Consider the following 13401-nt stretch of genomic DNA (forward strand, 5'->3'; position numbering starts at 1 on the left):
CGGAGCCTGACCATGAAGAACAAGACGCGCATCACGATCCTGCTGTCCGCGGCCGCGATGGCCTTCGCGACACTCGCCTCGGCGAAGGAATGGACGACGATCCGCATCGGCGTCGACCCGACCTACCCGCCGTTCGAATCGACCGCGACCGACGGCAGCGTGCAGGGCTTCGACATCGATCTCGGCAACGCACTGTGCGCGAAGCTCAACGCGAAATGCGTGTGGGTGTCGAGCAGCTTCGACGGGCTGATTCCCGGGCTGCAGGCGCGCAAGTTCGACGTGATCCTGTCGTCGATGGCCGCGACCGAACAGCGCCGCCAGCAGATCGACTTCACCGATCGCCTGTACCGCAACCAGACGCGCCTGATCGCGCGCACCGGCTCCGGGCTGCTGCCCGACGCCGCGAAGCTCGCCGGCAAGCGGGTCGCGGTCGAACAGGGGACGATCCAGGAAACCTACGCGCGCGAAAAATGGGCGGCGGCGAAGGTCGAGGTGGTGCCGTATCCGAGCTACGACCAGGCCTATGCGGATCTCGTGACCGGCCGCGTGGACGGCGTGCTGATGGATGCGGTGCAGGGCCAGCTCGGCTTCCTGGCGACGCCGCGCGGCAAGGGCTTCTCGTTCGCGGGCGGGGTCGTGTTCGACCCGAAGATCATGGGCAACGGCGATGCGGCCGGCGTGCGCAAGGCCGATGCGGACCTGCGCGACGCACTGAATCGCGCGATCGCGCAGATCCGCGGCGACGGCACGTACAACCGGATCCAGTCGAAATACTTCGACTTCGACATGTACGGGAATTGACGACGGACATCACGGGCCGCGTCGCGTGCGGGGCCGCTTCGCCGCACGCGCGTGAACCGGTTCTGCATTAGCGATCCTCAAGATCGTTTTCGGCCCGGCAGGGCTATAATCGCCGCTTTCGGTTTGGTCGTCGCCATGAAACCGCTGGCCGTTCCCTCTCTCGCGAACATCGCGTCGCGCCTTCGCCTGAAGCAGCTCAAGCTGCTGATCGCGCTCGAAAACCATGGCTCGCTGCACAAGGCCGCCGAAGAAATCGCGATCTCGCAGCCCGGCGCGACCAAGGTGCTGCGCGAGATCGAGGACATCCTCGGCATGCCGCTGTTCGAGCGGCAGCCGAAAGGCCTCGTCGCGAACGACCTCGGCCGCTGCGTCACGCGCTATGCGCGCCTCATCTACAGCGACCTCGAACACCTGCATACCGAAGTGCTCGCGATCACGCAGGGGCATGGCGGCCATCTGGCCGTCGGCGTGATCATGGGCGCGGTGCCGCTGCTCACGCGCGCGCTGACCGACCTGCGCCGGCGCCAGCCGCACCTGTCGGTCGAGATCGTCGAAGGCACCAGCGCGAGCCTGCTCGCCCTGATCGACGACGGCCGCATCGATCTCGCGATCTGCCGCAACGGCAACAACCGGCGCCCGGAAGCCTACGACTCTATCCCGCTGCAGTCCGAACCGCTCGCGGTCGTGACCGCGCGCACGCATGCGCTGGCCGAACGCGACGCGCTGACGCTGCGCGATCTCGCCGACGCGGAATGGGTCGCGTATCCGGTCAACACGCCGATGCGGCTCGCGCTCGAACGCGCGCTCGCGGATGCCGGCATCGAGGTGCCGAGTTATCCGATCGAGACGGCGTCGACGTTCGCGACGCTGACGCTGCTGCAGGCGAACCCGGAACTGGTCGCGGTGATTCCACGCGAAGTCGCCGAGTTCGGCGAGCGCTTCGGCCTCGTCGCGTGCCTGCCGGTCGCGATCCCCGCGCTCGACGAGCCGTTCGGCGTGGTGGCCCGCACCTTCGCGCACCTGACACCCGGTGCGCGCATGCTCGTCGAGACGCTACAGCAGCCGCTGCCTACTTGATCGGCGAGAACGCGGCCGGACGCAGCAGCTTCGACTCCATTTTTTCCAGCATCGGGAACGCCTTCGGCACGAACTTCTCGAGCCAGTCCGGATCCTCGTACAGCGCGGTGCGCCGCTTGATGCGGTCATCGAGGCTGTCGTACGCCCAGATGTGGACGACCTGGTTCAGCTCGCCGATTTCCGTGTACCACCAGCCGACCAGCGTCGCATAGCGGGAAATCACCGGCAGGCCTTCCTTCTCGAAGTGCCGCAGGTATTCGTTCATCTTGCCGATCTGGACCGTGTAGGTCCGCATTTCGTAATACATGACTGCTCCTGGTTGAATCGAATCGGGGAATCGGGGAATCGGAGGCGCGCGCATGAAGCGCCGCGCGATCAGATCTCGCCGGCGTATGCGGCGCGGATGATCGCTTCGACGTCGCGCGCGGTCGTCAGGCGCGGATTGACGAGCACATTGCCGCTGCGCATCGAGTCGGCCACCATCTGCGGCAGGTGCGCGAGATCGACGCCGAGTTCGCGGATGTTCGACGGAATCGCGAGCGCGCGATTGAGTTCGACGATCTGCTCGACCAGCGCGCGCGCGGCCGTTTCCGCATCGAGGCCGGCCACGTCGCCGCCGAGCGCTTCCGCGATGTCGCGGAACAGCGCCGGGCACGCCGGGCGGTTGAAGTCGATCACGTACGGCAGCAGCGCCGCGTTCGCGATGCCGTGGGCAATGTTGAACACGCCGCCCATCGTGTGCGAGATCGCATGCACGTTGCCGAGCTTCGACTGCGAGAACGCGACGCCGGCGAGGAACGAGCCGAGCAGCATGTCTTCACGCGCGGCGAGGTCGGAGCCGACGTAGAACGCGGTGCGCAGGCTGCGCCCGATCAGGCGGATCGCGCCGAGCGCGAGCGACTGGCTGACCGGGTTCGCCTGCTTCGACACGTACGATTCGATCGCGTGGGTCAGCGCGTCCATCCCGGTGGCCGCCGTGATCGGCGCGGGCAACTTCAGCGTGAGTTCCGCATCGAGAATCGCGAGCTTCGGGAAAATCTTGTGGCTGACGATCACGGTCTTGAACAGCGTTTCCTGGTTCGTGAACACCGTCGATGCCGTGCACTCGCTGCCGGTGCCCGACGTGGTCGGGATCGCGAAGATCGGCAGCGGTTCGTCGGGAATCCTGTTGTAGCCCTCGTAATCGAGGATCGTGCCGCCGTTGGTCGCCATCGCGGCCACGCCCTTCGCGGTATCGATGCTGCTGCCGCCGCCGACGCCGATCACCGCGGTGCAGCGGTGCTCCTTCAGGAACGTCAGCGCGCTGTCGAGCACCGCTGTGCTCGGGTTCGCCTCGACACCCGAGAAGATTGCGTACGCAACGTCCGCGTCGCGCAGCGATGCGAGAAATCCTTCGAGCACGCCGCTCTTGATCAGGCCTTCGTCGGTCACGACCAGCAGCTTTCCGCTGAACAGCGGCTTCAGCAGTTCGCCGGCCTGGCGCGCGAGGCCGTTGCCGAATTTCAGCGTGGTGGGAAAGAAGTATTGGAATGGGTTCATGGTGCTTTCTCCGTGTGAAGTCTCCGCACCAGACACTACAAGCGGCCGATCGCCGCCGGTAATGAAAAAACCGGATCGCCCGATAACGGCCGCTTATTCCCCCGCACGCCGCGCCGTTTGGTTATCACGCGATCACGAAGCGTCATTAGGCAAGACGCGGCGGCCGCCCTACAGTCGCTGCACGGAACGCGTCATCGCACCGCAACCATAACGACGGAGACAACCATGCCCCTCTCGCATTCCCCTGCCGCATCGGCGTCGCTCGACGCGGCGGCCCGGCCGACCAGCGTCCGCTGGCGCATCTTCCTGCTCATGCTGCTGCTCGTCGCGATCAACTACATCGACCGCGCGTCGCTGTCGGTCGCGATGCCGCTGATCGCGCCGGAATTCAATCTGTCGCCCGCGCTCGAAGGGCTAATGCTCAGCGCGTTCTTCTGGTCGTACGCGCTGATGCAGATCCCGGTCGGCGTGATGCTCGACCGTTATCACACGCGCGGCATCATCGCGACCGCGACGCTCGCGTGGGGCGCGTTCCAGGCGCTCGGTGCGGCCTCGCACAACTGGTTGCTGCTGATGCTCACGCGCATGGGCCTCGGCTTCTCCGAATCACCGGTGTTTCCGGCCGGCGCGAAGCTGATCGGCTCGTGGCTCACGCCGCACGAGCGCGGCCGCGGCGCCGTGCTGGTCGACGGCGGCGCACCGCTCGGCAGCGCGCTCGGCGCGATCCTGATCTCCGCGCTGATCGCGTGGTTCGGCTCGTGGCGCATCGCATTCGTGATCGCCGGTATCGGCACGATGCTGGTGGGCGTGCTCGTGTGGCGCTATATCCGCAACCATCCGTCCGAGCATCCGGGCGTCAACGCGGCCGAGCTCGAGCACATCACGCACGCGAACCCGCCGGCACAGGCCGCGGCCGAACGCGTGCCGCTGCGCGAACTCGTGAAGGACCGTTCGGTGCTCGCGATGTTCGCCGGCTACAGCTGCATCCTCGCGGTGTTCTACGGGCTGCTCACGTGGATGCCGAGCTACCTGCACAAGACCTACGGCTTCAACATCGCGACGACGGGCGGCGCAACGTTCGTCATCTTCATGTCGGGCTTCGTCGGCGAACTGATCGGCGGGACCATCGGCGACCGCTGGAAAGCGTCGGGGGCGTCGCCGAACCTCGTGATGCGCACGATGTTCAGCGGCTCGTCGCTGATCGCCGCCGCGTGCATCCTGGCCGCCGCGTACATCGCGAACGCCAATGCGGTCGTGCTGCTGCTCAGCATCGCGATGTTCTTCATCCGCTTCTGCGGGATGTACTGGAGCCTGCCCGCGATCGTCGGCGGCCCCGAGCGCGCGGGCGTGCTCGGCGGCACGATGAACTTCTGCGGCAGCATGGTCGGCGTGGTGGTGCCGATCCTGATCGGGCTGATCGTCCAGTGGTCGGGCTCGTACTTCCTCGCGCTGCTGTTCTTCGTCGCGATGGCCGTGCTGATCGCGGTGTTCTCCAGCCTGATCGACTACCGGCCGCGCACGCACGGCTAGGAAGCTCCGACAAAATGAACTGATGCGGCTGCTCACCTGCCGCACGCGCCGTTCACCTCTTCGTTGTTTCGCTGACGAGGAGGTCATGGCAACACCGATACTCGATGGCGAACTGTGGTCACTGATCCAACCGATGCTGCAACCACCGAAACCACGTCGCGCGCGATACCCGGGGTGCTGACCAGCATTCTGTTCGTGCCGCAGTCCGGCATTTCCTGGAAAATGCTTCCGCAGGAAACGGGCTGCGGCTCGGGCATGAGCTGCTGGCGCAGACTGCGCGACTGGCAACAGCCTGGCTGCACAACTTCGGGCGACTGCGCATCCGGTTCGAACGCCTCGCGGCGATCCACGAAGCGTTCATGAAGATCGCCGCTTGCATCATCTGCTGGCGACGGCTTCCAAACTCATTGTGTCAGCGCTTCCTGGAGCGTTGCGGCATCGCGCAACTCGCGAAGGAGAAAGCGCTGCAAGGCCTGTACCGCCGACATGCGATCGCTGCCATCCGCATGGCTGAACAAGCCGAATTCCGCCGATGGCGGGTGCGGCAATCCGGTGGCAGCCGGATCGAGCACGCGCATCGAATCGCGCCGGACGTTCCATTCGAGCAGGACCGTGACCCCCAGCCCTGCCTCGACTGCGGATTGAATGGCGGCCAGGCTCGTGCTCGTGCAGATGACTTTCCATGCGACCCGAGCATCGCGCAATGACGCATACAGCCTGTCTTGCCACGGGCACGCACCGCCGAATGCGACGAACGGCAATGGACCGTGGCGGACATCTCCGTCATACGCAAGGCCAGCCGCCCAGAACAGCGGATGCCGCCACCGCACGAGCGGTTCCGCATGGATGAACGTCGGGTCGATGATCGCGAAATCGAGCGAGCCATTCATGAAATCCTGCGACAGCGCCTTGCTCGAATCGACGACGATCTCCACGGCGACATTCGGGAACGACGCGCCAAAATCACGCAGCGTGTGCGGCAGATGGCCAACAGCGATGTCCTCGAGGAGGCCGAGCCGGACCGTCCCTGAAATCTCACCTGCATTCAGCGCAGCGCGCGCCGCGATCCCGATGTCGAGCATGCGCTGCGCGTAAGGCAGCAGCACGCTGCCCGCCGCTGTCGGCTTGATGCCGCGTGGCGAACGTTCGAGCAGGCGCTGCCCGACCGATTCTTCCAGCCGGCGCAATGCCATGCTGACGGCGGCCTGCGTGCGATGCAGCGCCTGCGCCGCCTCGCTCACGCTACCGGTTTCGACCACGATCAGAAAGGTGCGCAACAAGCCGCTGTCGAGATCCCGAGCCATAAATATTCTTGAAGCGCCCATAAAAAATTCGAGCTTATACCAAACGAACATGCGTGGTTAACATCGCCGCATCGCCATCATGGAGCACTGCATGAACGAAGAAACCGGAAGCATCCGGGCCGGCCGGCACACGACCGCTTCCACACCGGTTGCGCGCGACGCGTTCACGGCGAATGCGGCCTTTGGCGCGTCGCGGACACGACGCTTCCAGGCGGCTCTGGCACCCGGGTTCGCCGTGGTGTCGATGTGCAGCGTCCAGCTCGGCGCTGCGCTGTCGCGGCCCGCGATGATCGAGTACGGAACGTTCAGCACGACCTGGCTGCGCCTGTGCTTCGCCGCCTTCGCGCTGGCCGTGATCGTGCGCCCGCCCGTCCGGCGCTATTCCCGGCAGCGCTGGATCGCCGCCATCGCGCTCGGCTGCGCGATGGCCTGCATGACACTGTGCTTCTTCGAGGCGGTCAAGCGCGTGCCGCTCGGGCTCGCGGTCGCGATCAATTTTCTGGGGCCGCTGTGCGTCGCGACCATCGGCGTACGCAAGATCCGGATGCTCGCGTGGCCCGCGCTCGCCCTGGCAGGAATCGTGCTGCTCGCGCGCCAGGACGACATGTGGATCGTGCCCGTTGCGGCGCTCGTATTCCCGCTCGGCTCGGCGCTCGGATGGGCCGCCTACATCCTGATGATGAAGCGCGTCGGGTCGCTGTTCGATGGTCTGCAAGGCCTGTCCACGTCGCTGATCGTCGCGGCGCTCGTGACCGTGCCATTCGGCCTCGCAGAAAGCGGCGGGCATTTTCCGGCCGGGCAATTGATCGACGCTGCCGGTCTCGCCGTGCTCGTCCCGCTCTTGCCTTATGTTCTGGAGATGATTGCGTTACGGCGCATGACGGCGTCGGCGTTTGGCATCCTGATGAGCGTCGAGCCTGCGATTGCCTCGGCAATCGGATTTGCGGTACTCGGGCAGCCCATGACCCTGCTGCAAAGTATCGGCACGTTGTTTGTCATCGGTGCCAGCGCAGGCGCCGTGATGCAGCAGTAGCCGGCTCCACAGGCTTGGCTGGCATGCGCTTCGTCGCCTCGCCATCGGAGTCGGAGTCGGAATGACAAGACAGGCGCAGGCCGCGATCGACGATTCGAGTGCAGGGTGATGTTGAGCGACCTGTTTGTCCGCCAAACGCCTGCTCCGGGCAGCTCCAGGGTCTGTTTACATTTGTGCGGGTTGTCGGGTCATCCGGTCCGCTCGGTTCGGGCGACTATTCGCCGGTGATTGCGTCACATGCTGGTAGGATGAAGTTCGTTTCTGCTTGCATTGATGATCTGACCTGTAACCGCCTCATTCTCGGAGTAGACATGGTTGATATTTCACGTGAGACCGTCGAACAAACTGAGCGTCGCCTTCGACGAGTCATCACCGAGGCACGCCTACGGATTTACTCCGGCACGTACACGTTCATTGAATTTCCGCTGGATCAATTCCCAAGCGCTGTGCGGGCCGACGCACTTGCCTTGGTGCGAGACGACAACGTGTGGAGTCAGCTTGTGCCGAGTGACGGCTCACACCAGGAACAGTTCGGCATCTTTCGATTCCACTTCCCGGCAGGGGCAGACAATAGTGGCTTCGTTGGCTGGCTGGCTACCCATCTCAAGAATCGATTTGGCACCGGCGTATTTGTGACGTGCGGACAGAATCATGCGGATGGCGGTATCTTCGATTACTGGGGCGTACCCGAGACGCTGGCAGACGAGGTGATCGAGGAAGTCAAGCGGCTTGTTCAGGGGCAGAGCGATCATCGATAAAGCTCATCCGATACAGCACGCGGCTATAGCGACGCTTGGTTTTTCTGTTCGAGCGAAGCGGGATGACGGCCTTCGCACGCGGAGAGTGGATACTCGCCACAAAGGCGTTCGAGTCGTAGCCTTTGTCAGCGATGACCGCAACGGCAAGCAAGTGCTAAACCAGTCATTCGCGCACGAAATATCGCAGCGGTTGGATCAGTGACCGCAATGCGCCATCGAGTATCGGTTTTGCCATGGTCTCGTCGTCAGCGAAACAACGAAGTGGTGAGCAGAGCGTGCGACAGGTTGGCAGCCCAATCCGTCCATTTTGTTAGAGATTCTAATTGAACGACCAAGCGCGCGCCCGAACGGCGCGCCGCACCGCACCGTCCCGACGATGCCCGCTTGCGCGGGCATTTTTTATCGACTCGCGTCGACCGGCCCGATCAGCGAGCGATCGGCAGCGGCGCGTTCGCGGCGACGAGCCCCTGCTCGCGCATCTCGCGCCAGAAGTCGGCGGGAATCGTCGCGTTCAGCGCGTCGACATCTTCCGCGATGCGCGCCGGACGGCTCGCACCGGGAATCACCGACGCGACCGCGGGATGCGCGAGCACGAACTGCAGCGCGGCCGCCTTGACCGGCACGTCGTAGCGTGCGGCGATCGCCTTGATGCGTTCGACCTTCGCGACGATTTCCGGCGAAGCCTTCTGGTATTCGAAGTGCGCGCCGCCGACCAGCACGCCCGAGCTGTACGGGCCGCCGACGACGATCCCGACGCCTAGCGCGGCTGCCACCGGCATCACCCGCTGCAGCGCGCGCTCGTGATCGAGCAACGTATAGCGGCCGGCCAGCAGCATGCCGTCCGGCTGCGGTTCGTCGAGATCGAGCACGAGCTCGATCGGCTCGACGCGGTTCACGCCGAGCCCCCACGCGCCGATCACGCCTTCTTCACGCAGCTTGCCCAGCACGCGGAACGCGCCCTTGCGCGCAACTTCGAACTGCGCGAGCCATTCGTCGCCGTAGATGTCCTGCGCGATGTCGTGCACCCACACGATGTCGAGCCGATCGGTACGCAGGCGCTTCAGGCTGCCCTCGATCGAGCGCAGCGTCGCGTCGGCCGTGTAGTCGCTGACGAGCCGGTTCGCGCGGCCATGCGCGAAGATTCCGGTCTTCTCGCCGTAGTCGCGCGCGCTCGCGTCTTCCATTTCGTCGAGCACGACGCGGCCGACCTTTGTGCTGATCACGTAGTCGTCGCGCCGATGGCCGGCGAGCACGTCGCCCAGACGCGACTCGGCCAGCCCCGCGCCGTACGACGGCGCGGTGTCGAAGTAGCGGATCCCGCGCGCCCACGCGGCTTCGACGGTCGCGGCGGCTTCGTCGTCGGGGATGTCGCGGAACATGTTGCCGAGGGGGGCGGCGCCGAAACCGAGCGTGTTGTCGGCCGGCAGCGTGGCTTTGAGACGCATGCATTTCTCCACAGGTCACGGAAAAGTGCGTCCAGTCTAGGTTGCATGGTTATGTCTGTCCAAGACATAATTCATCAAACTTGAGTCCCACGAGGTCTTATATGCTCGACATCCGCCAGCTTCAATATTTCATCGCGGTCGCGGAGGAAGAACACGTCGGCCGCGCCGCCGAACGGCTGCACATTTCGCAGTCGCCGCTCAGCCGCCAGATCGCGCAGCTCGAGGAAAAGCTCGGGCTGACGCTGTTCGAACGCAGCCAGCAGCGCATTCGTCTGACGCGCGACGGCCGCACGTTCCTCAGCGAGACGCAGGCATTCCTGCGCCATGCGCACCGGCTGGAATCGCTCGCGCGCAGGCTCGGTCGCGGCGACGAAGGCGGGCTCTGCATCGGCTACCTGGAAACGGCCACGCACTCGGGCGTGCTGCCGCGCGCGCTGAAGACGTTGCGCGCGGACCGCCCGGCCGTCCACATCGCGCTGTACAACTACACGTCCGCCGCGCAGCTCGAAGGCCTGCGCGAGCGCAGTCTCGACATCGCGCTCGTGACCGAGCCGCCCGCGCCCGACGATCCGGAACTCGAATCGATGCGCGTGCTGAACGACCCGATGCTGCTCGCGCTGCCCGAAGGCCATCCGCTCGCGAAGAAGAAGACGCTCGTCGCCGACGACCTCGCGACGCAGCCGTGGATCGGGGTCACGCAGCAGGAAAGCGCGCCGCGTCACGGCGCGTTCGTCGCCGCGTGCGCGAAGGCCGGTTTCTCGCCGGATATTTCCGTCGAGGCGAGCGAGCCGCTCGCCGCGCTCGGGCTCGTCGCCGCCGGGCTCGGCGTGACGATGATCCAGCAGAGCCTGCGTCACCAGGTGCCGGAAGGCGTCGTGCTGCGCGAGCTGCCGTGGTTCAGCTATCGCACGCCGCTGTGGGCCGCGTGGCACAAGGTCAACTTGCGGCCGCTGGTCGGCGTGTTCCGCGAGATTCTGACCGGCGAGGATGTGGTCGCGACGGTCAAGTGACGAGACGGGGCGCGCGTGGTGTGCTCGCGACGCGCGCCGCGCGCGGCGTCGTTGCCCGCACATCGAATGGCGCGGCCGTGTCGCCGTGTCGCCGTGTCGCCGTGCCTCAACATGAAGACTCGCGATCCGGATCGACGCAATCGCCGGCAAAGACAGGGAATCCGTCATGCCGTCCGCATCCCCCCACACGATTCCGGCTGAAATCGATCGAGCCGGCATCGGTCCGCATGCGATTGCATGCGCGATACCTGATGCCGGCTTCCCCCCGCTCGCGCGTCAGTTCGCGAGCGTGACCTTCCCGTCCATCAGCCGGTTGATCGCCAGCGGATTCGATGTCTTCAGCGCCTCGGGCAGCAGCGCCTCCGGCATGTCCTGATAGCAGACCGGCCGCAGGAAACGACGGATCGCGAGACTGCCGACCGACGTCGTACGCCCGTCCGCGGTGGCCGGATACGGGCCGCCGTGCACCATCGCATGCGCGACTTCCACGCCGGTGCCGAAACCGTTGACGAGCACGCGGCCCGCGCGCCGCTCCAGCGCCGGCAGGAACGTGCGCGCGGCGGCGTAGTCGGCTTCGTCGATATGGAGCGCCGTCGTCAACTGCCCTTCCAGCGACTCGATCAGATCGCGCATCGTGTCGAGGTCCGGACAGCGGACGATCAGCGACGCCGCGCCGAACATCTCCTCATGCAGCGCCTTCGACTCGCGGAACGCATCCGCGCTCGTCGAGAACAGTGCGCCCTGCCCCTGATTCGCGCCGGCCGGCGCATGCGCGCGCGCGACGGTGCGCACCTGCGGATGCTGCGCGAGCGCGGCCACCGAACGCTCGAAGGCCTGGTGAATGCCCGGCGTGAGCATCGTCGCCGCCGCGGCCTGCGCGAGCCGCTCCGCCGCCGCGGCGGTAAAGCGCTCGAGCGCCGGCCCGTCCACGGCGAGGATCAACCCCGGATTCGTGCAGAACTGCCCGGCGCCGAGCGTCAGCGACTGCACGAACTGCTGCGCGATCGCGTCGCCGCGCGCGTCGAGTGCGTTCGGGAACAGCAGCACCGGATTGATGCTGCTCATTTCCGCGTACACGGGGATCGGCTCGGGCCGCGCGTTCGCAAGTGCGATCAGCGCGGTGCCGGCATGGCGCGAACCGGTGAAGCCGACCGCCTTGATGCGCCGATCGCGCACGAGCCCCTGGCCGATCTCGAGGCCGGTGTCGAACAGTAGCGAGAACGTGCCTTCCGGCATCCCGCACGTCTTCACCGCCCGCTGCACGGCGATCCCGACCAGTTCCGACGTGCCCGGATGCGCCGGGTGCGCTTTCACGATCACCGGGCAGCCGGCCGCGAGCGCGGACGCCGTATCGCCGCCCGCGACCGAGAATGCCAGCGGGAAATTGCTCGCGCCGAACACCGCGACCGGCCCGAGGCCGATATGACGCAGGCGCAGGTCGGGACGCGGCGCCGGTTGGCGTGCCGGCTGCGCCGGATCGATGCGCGCGTCGAGGTAGTCGCCCGCGCGCACCACGTCGGCGAACATCCGCAGCTGGCCGACCGTTCGGCCGCGCTCGCCTTCGACGCGGGCGCGCGGCAGGCCCGTTTCCGCGACGCAGCGCTCGACCAGTTCGTCGCCGAGCGCGAGGATGTTCGCCGCGATCGTCTCGAGGAACGTCGCGCGCGCGTCGGGTTGCGTTTCGCGATACGTGTCGAACGCGGCCCAGGCGAGCGCGCATGCTTCATCGAGATCGACGCTGCTCGCGCCGCCGAAGGCCGGCGCCATGCGTTCGCCGCTGGATGCGTTGACCGCGTATGTGTCGCCGTTCGTGCCGCGCCGTGCGCGCGAGCCGATCAGCAGGTTGCCTGCGAGTGTCATGTTCGTTTCCTCTGTCGATGGATCGGGGGCGAACGCCGTGCGATCACGGGCTCGCATAGGTGTTGTGTGTTGTTTGTCGTGCCGGCGCGCCTGTCGCGTCGCCGTGAATGGGCCGGGCTGTTCGAATCCGTGCGGCGGGGCGCTCGATGCCGGGCTCGCATCACCCGGCCCCGACAACGGTGCATTGCCGTCGAGCCGCATCGTCGGTGCGTCGGTGGGCGCCTCGAACGATCAGAACGTACCCAGATACGCGCCGCCGTCGAGCAGTACGTTCTGGCCCGTCAGGTAGCCCGCGTGCGCGCTGCACAGGAACGCGCACACCGCGCCGAACTCGTCGGCCGAGCCGAAGCGCCCGGCCGGCACGGCCTGCCGCTTCGCTTCGCGCATCGCTTCGTAATCCTTGCCTTCCGCCTTCGCCGACGCATCCGTCGCCTTCTTCAGGCGATCGGTGTCGAACAGCCCCGGCAACAGGTTGTTGATCGTCACGTTGCGCGTCGCGATGCGCTTTTGCCGCGCGATGCCCGCGACGAAGCCGGTCAGGCCCGTGCGCGCGCCGTTCGACAGGCCGAGCACGTCGATCGGCGCCTTCACCGCGCTCGACGTGATGTTGACGATGCGGCCGAAGCCACGCTCGGTCATCCCGTCGACGGTCGCCTTGATCAGCTCGATCGCGGTCAGCATGTTCGCGTCGAGCGCGGCGATCCAGTCGTCGCGCGTCCATTCGCGGAAGTCGCCCGGCGGCGGGCCGCCCGCGTTGTTCACGAGGATGTCGACGTGCGGCGCGGCCGCGAGCGCCGCCGCGCGGCCCGCGCTCGTCGTGATGTCGCCGGCCACCGCGATCACCGTGACGGCAGGATTGAGCGCGCGCAGTTCCCGGGCGGTCGCGTCGAGCGCGTCGCTGCCGCGCGCGGTGATCACGACGTTCACGCCCTCGGCGACGAGCGCCTGCGCGCACCCCTTGCCGAGCCCCTTGCTCGCTGCGCAAACCAGCGCCCAGCGGCCTTCAATGTTCAGGTTCATCTGCCTTGTTCCTGGAATGCCGTG

12 protein-coding genes and 3 pseudogenes are annotated in these 13401 nt (G+C 66.3%); 8 read left to right on the forward strand and 7 right to left on the reverse strand.

The window, feature by feature from the left end:
• Positions 1–12 precede the first annotated feature (12 nt).
• Both PL79_RS23620 and PL79_RS23625 read left to right on the forward strand, forming a co-directional pair.
• Positions 13–801, forward strand: a complete 789-nt coding sequence (locus tag PL79_RS23620; RefSeq protein WP_044847144.1) for an ABC transporter substrate-binding protein — start codon at positions 13–15, stop codon at positions 799–801.
• A 135-nt stretch (positions 802–936) separates the two neighbouring features.
• Complete coding sequence (locus PL79_RS23625; protein WP_044847143.1) at positions 937–1878, forward strand: LysR family transcriptional regulator; 942 nt, start codon at positions 937–939, stop codon at positions 1876–1878.
• Here PL79_RS23625 and PL79_RS23630 read toward each other — a convergent pair.
• Positions 1871–2185, reverse strand: a complete 315-nt coding sequence (locus PL79_RS23630) for an NIPSNAP family protein (protein ID WP_044847142.1) — start codon at positions 2183–2185, stop codon at positions 1871–1873. The two genes, PL79_RS23625 and PL79_RS23630, sit on opposite strands and share 8 nt — an antisense overlap.
• 68 nt (positions 2186–2253) lie before the next feature.
• Positions 2254–3417, reverse strand: a complete 1164-nt coding sequence (locus tag PL79_RS23635; protein WP_044847141.1) for an iron-containing alcohol dehydrogenase — start codon at positions 3415–3417, stop codon at positions 2254–2256.
• Between the two features lie 225 nt (positions 3418–3642).
• Here PL79_RS23635 and PL79_RS23640 point away from each other — a divergent pair, with 225 nt between their 5' ends.
• From PL79_RS23640 to PL79_RS37235, 3 genes and pseudogenes are all read left to right on the forward strand, one after another.
• Positions 3643–4947 carry an MFS transporter gene (locus PL79_RS23640; protein WP_044847140.1) on the forward strand — a complete coding sequence of 435 codons (1305 nt, stop codon included), beginning with the start codon at positions 3643–3645 and terminating at the stop codon, positions 4945–4947.
• Positions 4948–5032: 85 nt separating this feature from the next.
• A pseudogene (locus PL79_RS36720) lies at positions 5033–5244 on the forward strand (transposase); the annotation flags it as partial.
• A pseudogene (locus PL79_RS37235) lies at positions 5238–5336 on the forward strand (IS5/IS1182 family transposase); the annotation flags it as partial. The pseudogenes PL79_RS36720 and PL79_RS37235, both read left to right, overlap by 7 nt.
• A 15-nt stretch (positions 5337–5351) precedes the next feature.
• Here PL79_RS37235 and PL79_RS23650 read toward each other — a convergent pair.
• Positions 5352–6251, reverse strand: a complete 900-nt coding sequence (locus PL79_RS23650; RefSeq protein WP_044847139.1) for a LysR family transcriptional regulator — start codon at positions 6249–6251, stop codon at positions 5352–5354.
• 91 nt (positions 6252–6342) lie between these two features.
• Between PL79_RS23650 and PL79_RS23655 the strand changes: the two genes are divergently transcribed.
• Positions 6343–7284 (forward strand): EamA family transporter, encoded by a 942-nt coding sequence (locus PL79_RS23655; RefSeq protein ID WP_082088677.1) that lies wholly within the window; start codon positions 6343–6345, stop codon positions 7282–7284.
• A 311-nt stretch (positions 7285–7595) separates the two neighbouring features.
• Positions 7596–8042, forward strand: a complete 447-nt coding sequence (locus PL79_RS23660; protein WP_044847195.1) for a DUF6196 family protein — start codon at positions 7596–7598, stop codon at positions 8040–8042.
• On the opposite strand, the pseudogene PL79_RS23665 reads toward PL79_RS23660, so the two are convergent.
• Positions 8029–8196: pseudogene (locus PL79_RS23665) on the reverse strand (IS5/IS1182 family transposase); the annotation flags it as partial. The gene PL79_RS23660 and the pseudogene PL79_RS23665 overlap by 14 nt on opposite strands.
• Before the next feature lie 271 nt (positions 8197–8467).
• Positions 8468–9487, reverse strand: a complete 1020-nt coding sequence (locus PL79_RS23670; protein ID WP_044847138.1) for an aldo/keto reductase — start codon at positions 9485–9487, stop codon at positions 8468–8470.
• A 101-nt stretch (positions 9488–9588) separates the two neighbouring features.
• Between PL79_RS23670 and PL79_RS23675 the strand changes: the two genes are divergently transcribed.
• Positions 9589–10497, forward strand: coding sequence for a LysR family transcriptional regulator (locus PL79_RS23675; protein WP_044847137.1), 909 nt, complete (start codon positions 9589–9591; stop codon positions 10495–10497).
• Between the two features lie 276 nt (positions 10498–10773).
• Here the strand turns inward: PL79_RS23675 and PL79_RS23680 are convergent, their stop codons facing one another.
• Positions 10774–12357: an aldehyde dehydrogenase (NADP(+)) gene (locus PL79_RS23680; RefSeq protein ID WP_044847136.1), complete on the reverse strand. Its 1584-nt coding sequence runs from the start codon at positions 12355–12357 to the stop codon at positions 10774–10776.
• A 231-nt stretch (positions 12358–12588) separates the two neighbouring features.
• Positions 12589–13377 (reverse strand): SDR family oxidoreductase, encoded by a 789-nt coding sequence (locus PL79_RS23685; protein ID WP_044847135.1) that lies wholly within the window; start codon positions 13375–13377, stop codon positions 12589–12591.
• Positions 13378–13401: the final 24 nt, after the last annotated feature.

This window comes from Burkholderia sp. USMB20 (assembly GCF_000949135.2).
Lineage (GTDB): Bacteria > Pseudomonadota > Gammaproteobacteria > Burkholderiales > Burkholderiaceae > Burkholderia.

Excerpts from the sequence above, each read along its gene's own strand:
- PL79_RS23620 (WP_044847144.1), top strand. The coding sequence starts at position 13 with ATGAAGAACAAGACGCGCATCACGATCCTGCTGTCCGCGGCCGCGATG.
- PL79_RS23625 (WP_044847143.1), top strand. The coding sequence starts at position 937 with ATGAAACCGCTGGCCGTTCCCTCTCTCGCGAACATCGCGTCGCGCCTT.
- PL79_RS23630 (WP_044847142.1), bottom strand. The coding sequence starts at position 2,185 with ATGTATTACGAAATGCGGACCTACACGGTCCAGATCGGCAAGATGAAC.
- PL79_RS23635 (WP_044847141.1), bottom strand. The coding sequence starts at position 3,417 with ATGAACCCATTCCAATACTTCTTTCCCACCACGCTGAAATTCGGCAAC.
- PL79_RS23640 (WP_044847140.1), top strand. The coding sequence starts at position 3,643 with ATGCCCCTCTCGCATTCCCCTGCCGCATCGGCGTCGCTCGACGCGGCG.
- PL79_RS23650 (WP_044847139.1), bottom strand. The coding sequence starts at position 6,251 with ATGGCTCGGGATCTCGACAGCGGCTTGTTGCGCACCTTTCTGATCGTG.
- PL79_RS23655 (WP_082088677.1), top strand. The coding sequence starts at position 6,343 with ATGAACGAAGAAACCGGAAGCATCCGGGCCGGCCGGCACACGACCGCT.
- PL79_RS23660 (WP_044847195.1), top strand. The coding sequence starts at position 7,596 with ATGGTTGATATTTCACGTGAGACCGTCGAACAAACTGAGCGTCGCCTT.
- PL79_RS23670 (WP_044847138.1), bottom strand. The coding sequence starts at position 9,487 with ATGCGTCTCAAAGCCACGCTGCCGGCCGACAACACGCTCGGTTTCGGC.
- PL79_RS23675 (WP_044847137.1), top strand. The coding sequence starts at position 9,589 with ATGCTCGACATCCGCCAGCTTCAATATTTCATCGCGGTCGCGGAGGAA.
- PL79_RS23680 (WP_044847136.1), bottom strand. The coding sequence starts at position 12,357 with ATGACACTCGCAGGCAACCTGCTGATCGGCTCGCGCGCACGGCGCGGC.
- PL79_RS23685 (WP_044847135.1), bottom strand. The coding sequence starts at position 13,377 with ATGAACCTGAACATTGAAGGCCGCTGGGCGCTGGTTTGCGCAGCGAGC.